Annotated in this window: 17 protein-coding genes; 7 read left to right on the forward strand and 10 right to left on the reverse strand. The window is 51.3% G+C overall.

Annotated elements, in window-relative coordinates; translation table 11 throughout:
* Positions 1-59: 59 nt before the first annotated feature.
* Entirely contained in the window at positions 60-773 is a 714-nt protein-coding gene (locus BIY29_RS04080; RefSeq protein ID WP_121573875.1) for a GntR family transcriptional regulator, read from the reverse strand.
* A gap of 306 nt (positions 774-1079) precedes the next feature.
* Here BIY29_RS04080 and BIY29_RS04085 point away from each other — a divergent pair, with 306 nt between their 5' ends.
* From BIY29_RS04085 to BIY29_RS04110, 6 genes are all read left to right on the forward strand, one after another.
* Positions 1080-2663 (forward strand): alpha-glucoside-specific PTS transporter subunit IIBC, encoded by a 1584-nt coding sequence (locus BIY29_RS04085; RefSeq protein ID WP_121573876.1) that lies wholly within the window; start codon positions 1080-1082, stop codon positions 2661-2663.
* The gene (locus BIY29_RS04090; RefSeq protein ID WP_121573877.1) at positions 2660-3985 is read left to right on the forward strand and encodes a 6-phospho-alpha-glucosidase; all 1326 of its coding nucleotides are present in this window, start codon (positions 2660-2662) and stop codon (positions 3983-3985) included. The genes BIY29_RS04085 and BIY29_RS04090 overlap by 4 nt, the downstream gene beginning before the upstream one ends.
* A 221-nt stretch (positions 3986-4206) precedes the next feature.
* The gene (locus BIY29_RS04095) at positions 4207-5259 is read left to right on the forward strand and encodes a hemin-degrading factor (protein WP_121573878.1); all 1053 of its coding nucleotides are present in this window, start codon (positions 4207-4209) and stop codon (positions 5257-5259) included.
* Complete coding sequence (locus BIY29_RS04100) at positions 5256-6074, forward strand: heme/hemin ABC transporter substrate-binding protein (protein ID WP_121573879.1); 819 nt, start codon at positions 5256-5258, stop codon at positions 6072-6074. Before BIY29_RS04095 ends, BIY29_RS04100 begins: the two co-directional genes overlap by 4 nt.
* Positions 6071-7075 (forward strand): FecCD family ABC transporter permease, encoded by a 1005-nt coding sequence (locus BIY29_RS04105; RefSeq protein ID WP_121573880.1) that lies wholly within the window; start codon positions 6071-6073, stop codon positions 7073-7075. The genes BIY29_RS04100 and BIY29_RS04105 overlap by 4 nt, the downstream gene beginning before the upstream one ends.
* Complete coding sequence (locus BIY29_RS04110) at positions 7068-7865, forward strand: heme ABC transporter ATP-binding protein (protein WP_121573881.1); 798 nt, start codon at positions 7068-7070, stop codon at positions 7863-7865. Before BIY29_RS04105 ends, BIY29_RS04110 begins: the two co-directional genes overlap by 8 nt.
* Positions 7866-7873: 8 nt before the next feature.
* On the opposite strand, the gene BIY29_RS04115 is transcribed toward BIY29_RS04110, so the two are convergent.
* From BIY29_RS04115 to btuC, 7 genes are all read right to left on the reverse strand, one after another.
* The gene (locus BIY29_RS04115) at positions 7874-9325 is read right to left on the reverse strand and encodes a protein adenylyltransferase SelO (RefSeq protein WP_121573882.1); all 1452 of its coding nucleotides are present in this window, start codon (positions 9323-9325) and stop codon (positions 7874-7876) included.
* 160 nt (positions 9326-9485) lie between these two features.
* On the reverse strand, positions 9486-10211 hold the full coding sequence (locus tag BIY29_RS04120) for an EAL domain-containing protein (protein ID WP_121573883.1): 726 nt from the start codon (positions 10209-10211) through the stop codon (positions 9486-9488).
* Between the two features lie 138 nt (positions 10212-10349).
* On the reverse strand, positions 10350-10472 hold the full coding sequence (locus BIY29_RS20385; RefSeq protein ID WP_420808405.1) for a hypothetical protein: 123 nt from the start codon (positions 10470-10472) through the stop codon (positions 10350-10352).
* Between the two features lie 120 nt (positions 10473-10592).
* On the reverse strand, positions 10593-11063 hold the full coding sequence (locus BIY29_RS04130) for an NlpC/P60 family protein (RefSeq protein WP_121573884.1): 471 nt from the start codon (positions 11061-11063) through the stop codon (positions 10593-10595).
* Between the two features lie 124 nt (positions 11064-11187).
* The gene (gene btuD / locus BIY29_RS04135; RefSeq protein ID WP_170158882.1) at positions 11188-11958 is read right to left on the reverse strand and encodes a vitamin B12 ABC transporter ATP-binding protein BtuD; all 771 of its coding nucleotides are present in this window, start codon (positions 11956-11958) and stop codon (positions 11188-11190) included.
* Between the two features lie 21 nt (positions 11959-11979).
* Entirely contained in the window at positions 11980-12531 is a 552-nt protein-coding gene (locus BIY29_RS04140; RefSeq protein ID WP_121573886.1) for a glutathione peroxidase, read from the reverse strand.
* A gap of 62 nt (positions 12532-12593) precedes the next feature.
* Positions 12594-13595 carry a vitamin B12 ABC transporter permease BtuC gene (gene btuC / locus BIY29_RS04145; RefSeq protein ID WP_121573887.1) on the reverse strand — a complete coding sequence of 334 codons (1002 nt, stop codon included), beginning with the start codon at positions 13593-13595 and terminating at the stop codon, positions 12594-12596.
* A gap of 250 nt (positions 13596-13845) precedes the next feature.
* Here btuC and BIY29_RS20010 point away from each other — a divergent pair, with 250 nt between their 5' ends.
* Complete coding sequence (locus BIY29_RS20010; RefSeq protein ID WP_147437136.1) at positions 13846-14040, forward strand: hypothetical protein; 195 nt, start codon at positions 13846-13848, stop codon at positions 14038-14040.
* A gap of 33 nt (positions 14041-14073) precedes the next feature.
* On the opposite strand, the gene cobB is transcribed toward BIY29_RS20010, so the two are convergent.
* Entirely contained in the window at positions 14074-14904 is an 831-nt protein-coding gene (cobB, locus tag BIY29_RS04150; RefSeq protein ID WP_121573888.1) for a Sir2 family NAD+-dependent deacetylase, read from the reverse strand.
* 11 nt (positions 14905-14915) lie between these two features.
* A complete protein-coding gene (gene nagK / locus BIY29_RS04155) occupies positions 14916-15830 on the reverse strand; it encodes an N-acetylglucosamine kinase (protein ID WP_121573889.1) in 915 nt (304 codons plus the stop codon).
* Between the last annotated feature and the right edge of the window lie 31 nt (positions 15831-15861).

Raw genomic sequence — 15861 nt, forward strand, 5'->3', positions numbered from 1 at the left:
AGGCTGTCCGGTTTGCATTTATGGTTGACTATTCCGATGAGGCTCTCTTTCTGTTTAACTTATAAAGTGAGTTTATTGCGTTGTATATAAAAGCTCACCTGATAGTCATGAGCGTTGTAAATCATTATCGAGAAATCGATATAATCACCGTCAACAGTTTGCGCCAGTGACGTCATCTGTAACAGCGGTGAACCTTCATTGACCTTTAATAATCTGGCAACGGCGCTATCCGCCAGAATCGGAGAAAAAGCCTCATAACAGCCCGCAATCCCAATGTGCTTTTCATCTTCAATGTAGGCGAATTTAGACCCCTGCAAGTGTTTGATAGAGAGATCGGGAAAAGGGGCAATCGGCAAATAGCTGTCTTCTAGCTGTACGGGTTTCCCATCCACAAAGCGTATACGGCGGGCAAAGTAGATTTTTTCGTCAGTCCGCAGGCGCAGTTGCCGGGAAATAGCCGGTGGTGAGGGAATAATACGAAAATCAATCACCTCATTGTTGCCCATACGCCCGATACGATGCATATTCTCAGCAAAACTGTTCAGTGCATGGATCTCATGTTGAACATTTTTCTGCAATACATAGGTTCCACTACCGTGACGACGCTGTAGCAAACCTTCCGCCGCCAGTTGCTCGATGGCCTTGCGGATCGTCATACGCGAAACAGAAAATTCAACGGCCAGTTTTTTTTCTGACGGCAACGCTTCGCTCACGCGAAACTCGGATGAATTTATACGTGAGCGGATCTGTTCCGCGATAAATTTATAGATCACTTTCAGACCTCTAACTCACTATCAGGGTGTTTCATTTTGGCATCCTTTTCAATGAAATTTATTTAATTATTAATATCTTAAAAGACAATCTACGCAGCCACCCCCACTGGTCGCGCCAAGAGATCTATAAGAAGACCAAAAAGCGTACCTCTCAGGCTATCACCAAATCATGATTAAGTTCACAAATCTCTGGTTAAAATGCTACCTGACTCGTTCAATCTTCATATTCTCAAGTCACTAAGAAGTATTTAAACGTACAGAAAAAATAACTTACCCCTACAAAATTTAAAATGAAGGACTACAACTATGCTAAGTCAAATCCAGCGATTTGGTGGAGCGATGTTTACTCCCGTACTGCTATTCCCGTTCGCCGGTATTATCGTCGGCCTTGCAATTATGCTAACCAATCCAATGTTTGTTGGCGAACTTGCAAACCCGGATAGTTTATTTTTTCAGATCATCCACGTTATTGAAGAAGGTGGCTGGACCATATTTCGCAATATGCCGTTGGTATTTGCCCTGGGACTGCCGATTGGCCTTGCCAATCAGGCTCCGGCCAGAGCCTGCCTGGCCTCGGTAGTTTCCTACCTCACGTTTAATTACCTTATTCAAGCTATGGCGACGCAGTGGGGAGGATATTTTAACGTCGATTTCACTGCCGATATTGGCGGCGTAAGCGGATTAACCATGATTGCCGGAATAAAAACGCTTGACACCAGTATTATTGGCGCCATTGCCATTTCCGGCCTGATAACCGCTATTCATAATCGTTTTTACGATAAACCGTTACCGGTTTATCTCGGCATATTTCAGGGAACGGCTTATGTGGTTATTGTCAGCTTTTTCATTATGCTGCCTGCTGCCTGGTTAACGCTGCTCATCTGGCCGAAAATTCAAATGGGTATTTCCTCATTGCAGGATCTGATGTTAGCGTCGGGCGCCGTCGGTGTATGGATCTATACCTTTTTAGAAAGGATTCTGATCCCAACAGGCTTACACCATTTTATTTATGGCCCTTTTATCTATGGTCCGGTCGCGGTGGAAGGTGGGATTCAGGTTAACTGGATAGAAAATATTCAGGCTTTCAGCCAATCAACATTGCCGTTAAAAGAGTTGTTTCCTCAGGGCGGTTTCGCGCTGTTCGGTAATTCCAAAATGTTCGGTTCAGTCGGTATTGCGGCGGCGATCTACGCGACAGCAAGCGCGGAAAATAAAGCCAAAGTCGCCGGTCTGTTGATCCCGGCGGTACTAACCGCAGTACTGGTGGGAATAACCGAACCGCTGGAGTTCACCTTCCTGTTCATCGCGCCGTTCCTGTTTGCCATTCATGCCCTGCTGGCCGCGACTATGGCGACAGTGATGTACATGCTGGGCGTAGTAGGCAACATGGGCGGCGGATTAATCGAAGTTGCTACCCAAAACTGGCTGCCGATGTTTCATAATCATGCCATGAATATGGTGATCCAGATTGCTGTCGGCATAACGTTTACATTCATCTATTTCTTCGTTTTCCGCACCATCATTGTGCGTTTCGACGTTAAAACGCCGGGGCGGGAAGACAGCGATATCAAGCTCTATACCAAAACAGACCTGCGTAGCAAGCAAACCACGCAGCCAACAGATCTAATTGAACAGGCGCAGGCCTATCTGGATGCTCTTGGCGGAGCAACCAATATCGTCAACCTGACCAATTGTGCAACACGTTTACGTATCATCCTCGCCAACCCCGCGCTAATGCAGCCTGACGACATATTCCGTCAGTTAGGCGCTCATGGTGTGGTGCGTAGCGACAATGCCGTTCAAATTATCGTCGGCCTATCGGTTCCGCAGGTTCGCGATCGTCTGGAAAATCTGATGCAACATTCACGTCTTACGGAGGTTCACTCATGAAAAAATTCTCAATTGTTATCGCTGGTGGTGGTAGTACTTTTACCCCTGGCATCGTTTTGATGTTGTTACAAAATCGCGATCGCTTTCCCATCGGCACACTGAAGTTTTATGACAATGACGGAGCAAGGCAGGAAACTGTCGCCGAAGCCTGCAAGATCCTGCTGCAGGAACAGGCGCCGGACATTGCTTTCAGCTATACCACTGACCCCAAAGAGGCCTTTACCGGCGTGGACTTTGTTATGGCGCATATTCGCGTCGGGAAATATCCGATGCGTGAACTGGATGAAAAAATCCCGCTGCGCCACGGCGTGGTCGGTCAGGAAACCTGTGGCCCCGGCGGTATCGCCTATGGTATGCGCTCCATTGGCGGCGTGCTGGAGCTGGTGGACTTTATGGAAAAATATTCGCCTAATGCCTGGATGCTCAACTACTCCAACCCAGCCGCCATTGTAGCGGAGGCCACGCGGAAACTCCGTCCACAGTCAAAGATTCTTAATATTTGCGATATGCCTATCGGTATTGAAGGACGGATGGCGGAGATCGTCGGTCTGAAATCACGTAAGGAAATGAAAGTCCGCTACTATGGGCTGAACCACTTTGGCTGGTGGACCTCCGTTCAGGACAAAGACGGCAAAGAACTACTGCCCGCCATTTGCGAACATGTGGCGAAATATGGCTACATTCCGCATACCGGCGAAGAAAGTAATGTCGAGCCAAGCTGGAATGATACCTTTGCCAAGGCAAAAGACGTATACGCACTGGACCCACAAACGCTGCCGAACACTTATCTGAAATACTATTTCTTCCCGGACTATGTGGTGGCGCATTCCAACCCTGAATATACCCGCGCCAATGAAGTGATGGCCGGTCGTGAGAAACATGTATTCGGCTCCTGTAACGCCATTATCAACGCGAAATCCGGGTCTGCCGGCGAGCTTGAAATTGACGAACATGCTTCCTATATTGTCGATCTGGCGCGGGCCATTGCCTTTAATACGCAGGAAAGGATGTTGCTGATCGTAGAAAACAACGGCGCGATCAATAATTTCGATGATGATGCCATGGTGGAAATTCCTTGCCTGGTCGGCAGCAACGGGCCAGAACCGTTGCAGATGGGCAATATTCCCACCTTCCAGAAAGGATTGATGAGCCAACAGGTGGCGGTGGAAAAACTGGTGGTGGAAGCCTGGGTGGAACACTCTTATCAAAAACTGTGGCAGGCCATCAGCCTGTCTAAAACCGTACCGAGCGCCAGCGTAGCGAAAGCCATTCTTGATGATTTGATCAAGGCTAACCGCGACTACTGGCCTGAACTGAAATAATCATAGTTTCCCTCCCTTGTCCTGTCTCTTGACCCCATTTCATGTTCAAGAGACAGGCATTCGCCGCTACGTTGCTCATCAGCACTCTGCAAGCACTTCCTCGCCCGTCATTGCCGCTGGATTAAGAAAATTTCACTTGATGTAACGTTTTTGTTACATGAAAATGATTCTCATTAATTTCTGGCTAGGCTGTGACAATGACAAAGAATAAGGAAGCGACAATGCAGACTTCAATTTACCAACAATATCTACAGGCCAAAATTGCGCATCCGCGTAAATATGCCCGCGATCTGGCTGAACTGCTCGGCATCAGTGAAGCAGAATTGACGCACTCGCGTGTCGGTCATGATGCACAGCGGCTACAAGGTGATGCTAAAACCTGGCTGAACGCGCTGGAGCAGGTTGGTAATACCAAGTCAATTACCCGCAATCACTATGCCGTCCATGAGCATGTCGGCTATTACCGCAACCAGCATCTGGACGGTCACGCCGGTCTGATCCTTAATCCGCGCGAGCTGGATTTACGTTTATTCCTGCATCAATGGGCATCCGCTTTCGCCCTGCGGGAAACCACGCCACGCGGCGAACGTCAAAGTATTCAGTTTTTTGACCATCAGGGTGATGCCATTCTGAAGGTTTACACCACCGACACCACCGATATGCAAGCCTGGCAGCAGTTCATTGAGACCTTTGCCGGCAACGAAAACCCCGAACTGCAAATTCGCCCGCTGACAGGCGACGTTACGCAAACCTTGTCTGCGGAGCCTAACCCGGCATTTGAAGCGGATTGGCGCGCCATGACCGACGTTCACCAATTTTTCATTCTGCTGAGGCGTTACAACCTTACCCGCCAGCAGGCTTTCCGCGCCGTCAGCGACGATCTGGCTTATCAGGTTGATAACGATGCGCTGTCACAAATTTTGTTCGCCGCCAAAGACACGCAGAATGAAATCATGGTATTTGTCGGCAACCGTGGCTGCGTACAGATTTTCACCGGGAAAATCGAACGAGTGGAACGGATGGAACAACATGCCGAATGGATTAATATTTTTAATCAAGACTTCACGCTGCATCTGATTGAAAACGCCATTGCCGAGAGCTGGATCACGCGTAAACCTACCGCCGACGGTATCGTGACCAGCCTGGAGTTGTACGCTGCGGATGGTACGCAAATTGCTCAGTTATTCGGACAGCGTACCGAAGGCACCCCGGAGCAGCAGCAATGGCGCGACCAGATTGGTGCGCTCAAACCGCTTAAGGATCTTGCCGCATGAAAAACTGGCTATTTCCGTTACTCCTGGTTTTACCGTTCAGCATTTCAGCAACAGAACGTATTGTGTCTATTGGTGGTGATGTCACTGAAATTATTTATGCATTGGGCGCGCAGGAGGATCTGGTCGCCAGAGACAGCACCAGTCTTCACCCCGATGCCGCGACCAAACTGCCCGACGTTGGCTATATGCGTCAGCTCAATACCGAAGGCATTCTGGCGATGAAACCCTCGCTGGTGATCGCCAGTGAATTGTCTCAGCCGTCTCTGGTGTTAACGCAGGTGGCAGACAGCGGAACCAAAGTGGTTCATGTTCCGGCCAAGCCGGTATTGGAAACCGTTCCGCAAAAAATTGACATCATCTCTCAGGCCTTACAAAAAGAAGCGGAAGGTAAGAAACTGACTGAGACTTACCAGCAGCAAGTGGCCAACGTAACCAAAACCCCCCTGCCGGTTAAGGTACTTTTCGTTCTCAGCCACGGTGGTATGACCGCAATGGCTGCCGGGCAGAATACCCCTGCCGATACCATCATCCGTAGCGTCGGATTAAACAATGCCATGCAGGGCATCCAGCGCTATCAGGCATTATCACAGGAGGGAGTGATTGCCAGCGCCCCGGATCTGATCCTGATCTCCAGTCAGGGATTAAAAAGTCTGGGCGGTGAAGCGAAAATCTGGCAATTGCCGGGCATGTCGTTGACGCCGGCAGGAAAAAATAATCGTTTGCTGGTTGTTGATGACATGGCGATACTCGGCTTTACACTGGAAACGCCAGCCCTGATGGCAACGCTCCGTCAGGCGGCAGAACAAATAAAATGACCCCACGGTTTCATCCTCGCTACCTGCTGGCCGGTCTGCTGCTGTTCTTATTGATACTGATGGTGTGCGCAGCAAATATGGGCGCACTCGCCCTGTCGTTTCACATCCTGTGGCAGACGCCATTTGACGATCCGCTGTGGCATATCTGGTTGAATATCCGTCTGCCTCGTGTCCTGCTGGCCGTTCTGGTCGGCAGTGCGCTGGCTTGTTCAGGCGCTATTATGCAGGGGCTGTTCCGTAACCCACTGGCCGACCCCGGCCTGCTGGGGATCAGCAGCGGCGCGGCGCTGTGTGTGGCGTTAACCATTGTTCTGCCGCTCGGACTCCCGCCATTGCTGTCACTCTACGGCCCGATGTTGGCGGCATTTACCGGTAGCCTGGCGATTACCGCCGTCATTTTTGTCCTCAGCCGCAGCGAACCGGGCGGGCTAACACGGCTATTGCTGGCCGGCATTGCGCTTAATGCGCTGTGCATCGCCGCCATCGGCGTATTAACTTATATCAGTAACGATCAGCAACTGCGCCAGTTTTCGCTGTGGGGTATGGGAAGTCTGGGGCAGGCACAGTGGCCGATGCTGCTGGTGGCGGCCACGCTGGTGATCCCTGCCATTGCGATGACCCTGTATCAAGTCGGTAAATTAAATTTGTTACAGTTGGGTGATGAAGAAGCCCATTATCTTGGCGTTAACGTAAAACGAACCAAACATACGCTGCTGCTATTAAGTTCGCTGCTGGTCGGCGTCGCGGTTGCCGTCAGCGGCATTATCGGTTTTATTGGGCTGATTATTCCTCATCTGATCCGGTTACATATGGGCGCCGATCACCGCTGGTTGATCCCAGGCTCCGTACTGGGCGGCGCCAGTCTGTTGCTGGCCGCAGACACGCTGGCCCGTACGCTGCTGTCCCCGGCGGAAATGCCCGTCGGGCTGTTAACCAGTCTGATTGGCGGGCCTTACTTTTTATGGCTGATCGTACAGCATAAAGGACGAGGAAATGAATGACGCCATTCACAACAACGCGCTGGTGGCCCGTAATCTGAGTTTCCATACTGCCGGACGATGCCTGACCAACACGATTTCTCTGGAGATTAACTGCGGTGAGATCGTGGCGATTATCGGGCCGAATGGCGCAGGCAAATCCACGTTGCTGCGCCTGTTGACCGGGTATTTAACGCCTCATCAGGGTGAATGTTTATTAAACGGCAGGCCGTTTTCACAGTGGACGCCCACCGCACTGGCGAAAACCCGTGCGGTGATGCGTCAGCACAGCACAATGGCTTTTGCGTTTAGCGTGCAGGATGTTGTTTCAATGGGACGATCACCCTATGGGCGCGATCGACACAATGATGACATTATTCGGCGGGTCATGGAGCAAACCGGCTGTTCAGATCTGGCAACGCGGGATTATCGCCACCTCTCCGGCGGTGAGCAGCAGCGTGTGCAACTGGCCCGCGTACTGGCACAGCTCTGGCACCCGCAGCCGACGCCGGGCTGGCTGTTTCTGGATGAACCCACCTCGGCATTGGATCTCTATCATCAGCAACATCTGCTACGGTTGCTAAAGCAACTGACCCGGCAGCAGCCGCTGGCCGTTTGCTGCGTCCTGCACGATCTTAATCTGGCCGCCCTGTATGCCGATCGCATTCTGCTGCTGCATGAAGGGAAACTGGTAGCGCAAGGTTCACCGGATCAGGTACTGCAAACGGAGATCCTCAGCCGCTGGTATCAGGCTGATCTTAACGTCGGCCAGCACCCCGATTATCCGATCCCACAAGTCTATCTGCGCCAATAGCCTGTCTTTCAACTGGAGCAGGATATCTCAAGATGTTTGCCCCACTCTGGCGGTAACGCCGCCAGATCATCCATTTCCGGCTGGTCGGCATACGGCTGACAAAGCGCCTGATGTAAGCGGGCCAACACGCGGATATCGTCTTTTTCCGCCGTTTCAATAGCCTGTTGGGCCAGGAAGTTACGCAAAATATATTTCGGATTGGCGGCTTTCATCCGTTGCTGACGTTCGGCATCATCCTGTGGTTCCTGCGCAAGACGTTTGCGATACGCCGTAAACCAGTGATCAAACGCCGGACGATCGATGAATTCATCACGCAGGGGGGAAAGTCTGTCGTTTTTCTCGCTCGTCGCCAGCAGACGGAACGTTCGGGTGTAATCAGCACCCTCCTGCTGCATCAACCGCAATAAGCCCATCAGAATATTGTTATCGGCGCCATCGGCGATAAACAGCCCCAGTTTGGCGCGCATCAGCTCGCCAAATTTCTGCATCAGCGCTGGCTCGTAACGCGCCAATGCCATTTCCAGTTCATCCGTGCTCATCAATCCCGACAGCGATTGTGCCAGACGATGCAGATTCCACAGCCCAACCGCCGGTTGATTATCAAATGCGTAGCGCCCCTGATGGTCGGAGTGATTGCAGATATAACCTGGCTGGTAATCATCCATAAATCCGAACGGCCCGTAATCAATGGTTAACCCCAGGATGGACATATTGTCCGTATTCATCACCCCGTGTGCAAAGCCGGCAGCCTGCCAGTACGCAATCAACCTAGCGGTGCGTTCCACCACATCACCAAACCATAAGGCATAACGCTGCCCGTCGTCCTGCCACTGCGGCCAGTGACGGGCGATAACGAAATCCGCCAGTTGGCGGACTTTTTCTGGTTCACGGCGATAATAGAAATGTTCAAAGTGACCAAATCGCACATGGCTTTCCGCTACGCGCAGCAGCATCGCGCCCGGTTCTTCCTGTTCGCGTGCGATAGCCTGCTCGCTGGTGACCACCGTCAGCGCCCGTGTAGTGGGGATACCCAGATGATGCATGGCTTCAGAAGCCAGAAACTCACGGATAACCGAACGCAACACCGCTCGTCCATCACCCATCCGTGAATACGGCGTAAGGCCAGCGCCTTTAAGATGCCAGTCCATGTTGCGGCCATCCGCCAGTTGCTGCTCCCCCAGAAGAATGCCGCGCCCGTCGCCCAGTTGCCCGGCCCACATGCCAAACTGGTGACCGCTATAGACCTGCGCCAACGGCGCCATGCCGGGTAACAAGGTTTCACCACGCCAGACCGCATCATGCTTGCGGGTAAACCACTCAGGAGATAGCCCAAGTTCTTCCGCCAGCCCTTTACTATGATAGAGCAGACGCGCTCCCTGGAGCGGCGTCGGTTTTAGCGCGGTATAAAACCCCGGCAACTGTTGAAAGTAGTGATTAATGAACAATAATTTCTGCGGCATGTTTTCTCCTCTGCAAAGGAAAGTGTATACCCTAAATAATTCGAGTTGCAGGACAAAACGTCGTCGTTTTGCACAACGCAACGCGTTGGCTCTTTACGGACGCGCCCGACACACCTGCAACATGAAAGATGAAGGGCATATACAGGAACCGCGCTGTGATTTACGGAAAGAAATTAACCTGTGTTTTAATTTCATCAAAGTGCACCGCTGGCCAAAGATTTCCCTGTACCGCATCAATACTCAAATGCCTGGCTTTACTCAAATAATCAGCGGTGTCGATACCTTTAGCGATAATCATTACCCCTGGATAATAATTTTTGATAATCCGTAATAATGGCTCCATAATCAATGTGTTTGCAGACTGGGATAGTAGATGCTCCATAAGATTTGGATCGATCTTTACTGTATTAATCAGTCCATCATGTAAGGGTTTAAGATTGGCTTTTCCCGAGCCAAAATTATCCAACCAAAGATTAAATGATTGACTCAGGTTCAAAAGGTAAGCATTTTCTTTTCCCTGAGAAAGATGTGGGAATAATTCATTAATTTCCAAATGAACAAAAGACAGTCTATTGATATCATTACGAATTGTTTCTGCTTTCATTAGAAAATTCACTATTTCATCATTAGCCTTCAGAACCAGAAGAATATGATTATGAGTAAACCAGTCAGCTTTATTTTTTATAAAATTAATGTTTTCTTTAATTAATTCATGCTGTTGAGATAATGTTAACATGTTAAAGAAAATATCTGCTGGCATACTTAGGTTCCCTGACAGACTATTAAATCTGTTTACCATTTCAACGGCCAATAACTTCCCTTCCAAGCTATAAATAGGCCAGAAAACATAATCATTGATATAGTCTACTTCTAGCCTGATGAGCATGTAGCTGTTACAACCTATAAAATATGCTACTTAACTTATAAACCAGAACAATACATTTTTCACACTTATGAAAAATTAAGGAATAAAAGTATCCGTATATTACCGGACACTCCTCGCTAGCCACGCTTCCATTTGTTGTCATTCACTATGCTGTTGCGGGAATTTTTCTGCCATTTGCTGACAGACAGCGGCCATATTTTCTGGACGATACGCCGTACCGCATAAGGCAACGGCCAGGGCTTCCAGAAGAGCGGGATTCAACTCGCCTGTAATTTTTTCACATCTGGGTTGAGATAGTCGGTTAAACGGCTCAGATCCGCATTCAACAGCAGAGTGCCATAATGATGATAGGTTGCCCTCATCGGCGATAAGCTGAAGCAATCAGATACGCCGGGCTTGCCAATAGGCCCGCTTCCAATAAACGTTTTCCAATGATGAGCGAATGACGCCCTGACTGGTGGACGCGTGGATAAACTGATCGTCTTTATCGTAGATACCCACGTGCAGCCCATTGCCGCCGCTGCCTGTTTTGAAAAATACCAGATCGCCCGGTATAAGGTTGCCGCGATCCACCCGTTCCCCAACTTCGGTTTGCTCATCGGTACTGCGCGGTAACTGGATGCCAAACCGATCACGAAACGTCAAATAGACAAAGCCAGAACAATCAACACCGTTGCGATCCAGACCGCCATAACGATAAGGCGTTCTGTACCATTGTCTGAGTTGGTCATGCAACTGAGCCACCACCATAATCGAATCGCTCAGACGCGCATTCGGCGGAGGATTGTTATGACCACTGCACCCCGCCAGTATCAGGCTTGCCAACAGCAATAAATATTTTAGATGTCTCATGCTTTTTACCTGAAAATCCGCCAGTCGATGCAGAAAACCGGCGGATGAAATCTATCAGAATGATATATAGGTAATTTAGCGTCGAAAAGACACGACTGGCAAGTAAAGCTGACTCTTCCTATTTTCAATCAACGGCTGGCCGATCACGGCAGGCTATCAACCAGTATCGGTCATCGACCCTACAGCGCTGGAAATTAACGCCAAAGACGGGCGACAGGGTTTCTGGTTGCATCACCCCGGCGGTGTCGCCCTGCGCCACCAATTGCCCGGAGGACATCAGCCAAACGCCATCGGCATGGTGCAAACTGTGGTTCAGATCATGCGCGCAGACAATGACCGTTAAGCCCGACTGGCAAAGCGAGTGGAGCAGATCGTCCAACGCAACCTGTTGCGCCACATCCAGACTGTTGGCCGGTTCATCCAGCAGGAGCAGGCGGCTCTCGGGGTTGGCCGTCGGCCATATCTGCAATAGCGTGGCGGCCAGCCTGACACGCTGCCACTCCCCACCGGAAAGCTGAGTTAACGCTCGCGCCAGTTTGTCAGCCAGCATCAGGCGGTCTGTCAGAAAATTAACCACCTCTTCGATAACCGTCTCACTGGCCATTGGCGGCTGGTGCAACCGTAAGTATTGAAATACCGGCATCATCGATACAGGAGGCTGCTGCTGGGCAAGATAAGCTCGTCGCCGCGCCAGATCCTGTGCAGGCCAGCCCGACAGCGGCCGGCCGGAAAAATATACCTCTCCCTCTCCGTCAAGCATCCCCGCTATCCGGGCCAGCAAGGTACTTTTCCCTGCCCCGTTCGGGCCGATGATATGCAGCAATCGGCCCGTTCCGCACTCAGCATCAACCGGAGACAGACGGGGAAAGACACCTGCCTGCCTCAGTTGCAACAAGGATGGAGATTGCAGCGCCAATTACTTTGCCAGCGCCGCTTCAATGGCGCCGATAATCACCGGATCGTCCGGGGTAAGGTCGGGTGAAAAGCGCTGTATCACGCTGCCATCACGGGCGATCAGGAATTTTTCAAAATTCCATAATATATCTTCCGGGTGAGCGGGCTTACGGCCTTTATTAACCAGACGGGCGTAAAACCCGCTTAGTAGCGAACCCTCGGCTTTGGGTTGTGCACGGATCAACAGTTGGTATAGCGGATGGCGGCCAGTGCCGTTGACTTCGATCTTGCTGAACATCGGGAACTGAACGCCAAATGTTCCACGGCAAAACGCCTGAATTTCTTCATCACTGCCCGGCTCTTGCCCGGCGAACTCGTTCGATGGGAATCCCAGTACCACAAATCCCTGATCACCATAGGTTTCGTAGATTTTCTCCAACGCGTCGTACTGTTTGGTTAAGCCGCACTTTGAAGCAACATTGACAATTAACGCCACTTTCCCCTGATAGGGCTCAAGCGTCGTCTCCTGACCATCAATGGTCTTCAGGGGAATGGCGTAGATTTCATTACTCATCGTCTTAATCCTTTTTATCCTGTGAAAATGGAGGCCGTCAGCCATTTCTGCCCGGCAGAGGGCTAAAGCCTGTTGCGCAACAACAACCAGATAAACCACGGCGCACCCAGCGTAGCGGTAACCACGCCAATCGGCAACTCGGCTGAAGCCAGCGCCACCCGCGCCACAATGTCAGCCAGCATAAGAATCGAGCCGCCAGCCAGCGCACAGCCGGTTAATAAATAACGCTGATCGGTTAATCCACACAGGCGCAGCATATGTGGAATAATTAAGCCGATAAATCCAATCACTCCCGCCAGCGCAACGCTCAACCCGACCAACGCGCCGATGACCAGTACCAGCACGTTGCGCCAGTAGTAGACCGACACCCCCAGTTGACGCGCCTGTATCTCGCCCAGCGCCAGCCCGTTCAGCACGGCCCCCTGGCGGCCCAGCCATAGGATCAATGGCGCCAGGGCCAGCATCAGCCAGCCATACCGCCAGTCAATTCCGCTGAAACCGCCCATCATCCAGTACATAAGCTGGCGCAAATCCAGACTGGTACTGAAATAGACCGCCCAGGTCATGACCGCGCTACAGACGATCCCCAGTGCCACGCCAATCAACAGCAAACGGGCATTGGAGACATGCCGTCGGGCAAAGCGCAGCAACAAAAAAGTAATCAATAGTGCGCCTGCGATAGCGCTCAGACTTAACACCCATATCGGCAGCATACCCTGCCCCAGTAATACGGTGAGTACCAGCGCCACCCCCGCGCCATTGGCGACACCAAGCAGCCCTGGCTCGGCCAGCGGGTTATCAAAAATGGCCTGCATCACCGCGCCGGACATTGCCAGGCTCGCGCCCACCAGCATTACGGCCAGCGTTCTGGGTAAACGCAACTGCCAGACAAAGATGCGCTGTGCTTCATCCAGCCAGTTTAAGGGCCAAATCCAGCGTTCGCCCGCACACAAGCCGATGGCCAGCGTGAGTAGTGCCAGAAAAAACAGCAGTATCAACCGCTGGCGATCCTGCGCATGTTGCTGTCGTTTTAACTGGGTGTACCCCGGAGTCAAAGTCTGCATAATCCATCCGCGACAAAGAAAAAAAATCGGCTACGCTTAGTTTGCTGACAAAGTCGCCTGTAAGCCTGAGATGCACGGGCCTACCGTACCGAGGGGCGCTCCGGCGGCTTACGCCGCTACGACCCCTCAGCACGCTCTCCCTAATAATGAGCTTTGTCAACAGTCTGGGCTACGCTTAGTTATATGAGAACCTTTCTCATTAGGTTCGTCTGGCGATGCGCCTCAACGGTATTGGTATGAGGATAACGGTATGCTGACTCCCTTTCGACGCATCATACGGCGAGATGCTTATCCCCGCCCTGACTCTTCGTCAAAAACGACGATCCCTTGCCACTGTCGTGAAAGCGAATTCTGTTTCTTTAATCACGCGGCGACTTTTGCGTTTGATCAGGTCAACGAATGTGAAACCCACGCGCCGCCACAGAAAGAAAAAAGCGGAGAGTAAACTCCGCAGATAAAACCATAGAAAACTGACAGCCTAAAATTTGATACTTTTCCGCCGCGTCAGCCATGCGCTGACAAATTCAGGCACCACGGCGCTGGCCGGGCCATAGATTTTTTCATCAAACTGGCTTTCCACCTGACTCGGTTCAAGGTTTAGCTCAAGTGTATAAGCGCCATGCGCGTGTGCTTCGTGCACGAATCCGGCGGCAGGATAGACATGCCCCGATGTACCGATAGCAATAAAATAATCGGCCTGTGACAACGCCTGATAAATCTTATCCATTTCCAGCGGCATTTCGCCAAACCATACAATGTGCGGGCGCAAAGGCGCGGGAAACTGGCAGCAGTGGCAGCGGTCGTCGGCAGAGAGATCCCCCGGCCAGTCAAAAATCTGTCCACTCTGACAGCAACGCACCTTCAATAACTCGCCGTGCATATGGATAATGCGTTCGCTACCGGCGCGCTCATGCAAATTATCAATATTCTGCGTGATGAGTAAAAAATTATCCCCCAGTAGCGTTTCCAGATTGGCCAGCGCTAAATGTGCCGCATTGGGCACAATTTCAGGCTGCTGTAACTGACGGCGCCGGGCATTATAAAAGGCCTGAACCAATTCAGGATCACGATGAAAACCTTCAGGGGTTGCCACATCCTCAACCCGATGCTCTTCCCACAGGCCATCCGCCGCACGAAAGGTTCGGATGCCGGACTCTGCGGAAACGCCCGCACCGGTTAAAACAACGACTCGTGGTTTTTTCACTTCAGTTGCCGCCAGATAGTCTCGGTGGAAAATACGTGCGCGCAGACGCTGCTGACGCATACGCTTCCCTTTATGAAAACGTCCTAAACGTTGATGCGTATGCATAACTGCTCCTGCTATTTATCCATTAAGTGTAGCAAAGCCGCGCCACGAATGCCGCCAGCATCACCATAACGCGCTCTGGCTATGCGCGGCAGTTTGGCAATCGGCAATAATCGTGTGGGCAAACGAGTCGGTAATATCTGATAAATTTCATCGAAATTCGATAACCCCCCACCCAGCACCAGCAGATGGGGATCGAAAAGGGTAAACAGGTTGCCCAGGCAGGCCGCCAGTAAATCCATAAAACGGTCGACAAACGCCAGGGCATTCGCTTCACCCGCACGATAATGTCTGATGATGGTCACGGCGGGCAGCGTCTGTTGATAAAAATGGGCATAAAGCCACTCGAATCCACGGCCTGAAATATAGTTTTCAATGCAACCAGACTGCCCACAGCCACATTTAACCCGTGGAATATCCTCACCGATAATATCCAGCGCGTCAGACGGTAACCGGAAATGGCCAAGCTCACCGGTGATGCCGTTTAACCCATCCACCGGGCGTCCATTCACCACTAGCCCGCCGCCGACCCCGGTGCCCAGAATCATCCCCAGTACTACCGGGTAAGCACGGAATTCCGCATCCCAGGCTTCAGACAGGACAAAACAGCTAGCATCATTGCTAATACGGATCTCGCGCTGTAATAAATGGCTCAGATCCAGACCGAGTGTGCGTCCCATGGTTGCCGGTAAATTTGCGGTAAATAAAGCACCGTCTCCTGGGGTTTGTATCCCCGGTACGCCAATACCAATGCTGCCCTCCATTCCTGTCAGTGCATCGGCTTCTTTTGTCAATTCAACCAACGTATTTAGCAGCGTGTCATAATGGTTGCGGGGAGTGGCAACCCGCTTCTGCCAAACCTTGTTTAGCGCGGCATCAAATACACCCAGCTCAATTTTCGTGCCGCCCATGTCAAAACCGTAATACATAACCGCCCCTGATGGTTGATGACACATTCCC

Origin of the sequence: Brenneria alni, from assembly GCF_003666245.1 — a bacterium.
GTDB classification, from domain to species: domain Bacteria; phylum Pseudomonadota; class Gammaproteobacteria; order Enterobacterales; family Enterobacteriaceae; genus Brenneria; species Brenneria alni.

Excerpts from the sequence above, each read along its gene's own strand:
- BIY29_RS04110 (WP_121573881.1), top strand. The coding sequence starts at position 7,068 with ATGAATGACGCCATTCACAACAACGCGCTGGTGGCCCGTAATCTGAGT.
- BIY29_RS04100 (WP_121573879.1), top strand. The coding sequence starts at position 5,256 with ATGAAAAACTGGCTATTTCCGTTACTCCTGGTTTTACCGTTCAGCATT.
- BIY29_RS20010 (WP_147437136.1), top strand. The coding sequence starts at position 13,846 with ATGCTGACTCCCTTTCGACGCATCATACGGCGAGATGCTTATCCCCGC.
- BIY29_RS04130 (WP_121573884.1), bottom strand. The coding sequence starts at position 11,063 with ATGAGACATCTAAAATATTTATTGCTGTTGGCAAGCCTGATACTGGCG.
- BIY29_RS04090 (WP_121573877.1), top strand. The coding sequence starts at position 2,660 with ATGAAAAAATTCTCAATTGTTATCGCTGGTGGTGGTAGTACTTTTACC.
- BIY29_RS04140 (WP_121573886.1), bottom strand. The coding sequence starts at position 12,531 with ATGAGTAATGAAATCTACGCCATTCCCCTGAAGACCATTGATGGTCAG.
- BIY29_RS04105 (WP_121573880.1), top strand. The coding sequence starts at position 6,071 with ATGACCCCACGGTTTCATCCTCGCTACCTGCTGGCCGGTCTGCTGCTG.
- BIY29_RS04120 (WP_121573883.1), bottom strand. The coding sequence starts at position 10,211 with ATGCTCATCAGGCTAGAAGTAGACTATATCAATGATTATGTTTTCTGG.
- cobB (WP_121573888.1), bottom strand. The coding sequence starts at position 14,904 with ATGCATACGCATCAACGTTTAGGACGTTTTCATAAAGGGAAGCGTATG.
- nagK (WP_121573889.1), bottom strand. The coding sequence starts at position 15,830 with ATGTATTACGGTTTTGACATGGGCGGCACGAAAATTGAGCTGGGTGTA.
- BIY29_RS04085 (WP_121573876.1), top strand. The coding sequence starts at position 1,080 with ATGCTAAGTCAAATCCAGCGATTTGGTGGAGCGATGTTTACTCCCGTA.
- btuC (WP_121573887.1), bottom strand. The coding sequence starts at position 13,595 with ATGCAGACTTTGACTCCGGGGTACACCCAGTTAAAACGACAGCAACAT.
- BIY29_RS04095 (WP_121573878.1), top strand. The coding sequence starts at position 4,207 with ATGCAGACTTCAATTTACCAACAATATCTACAGGCCAAAATTGCGCAT.
- BIY29_RS04115 (WP_121573882.1), bottom strand. The coding sequence starts at position 9,325 with ATGCCGCAGAAATTATTGTTCATTAATCACTACTTTCAACAGTTGCCG.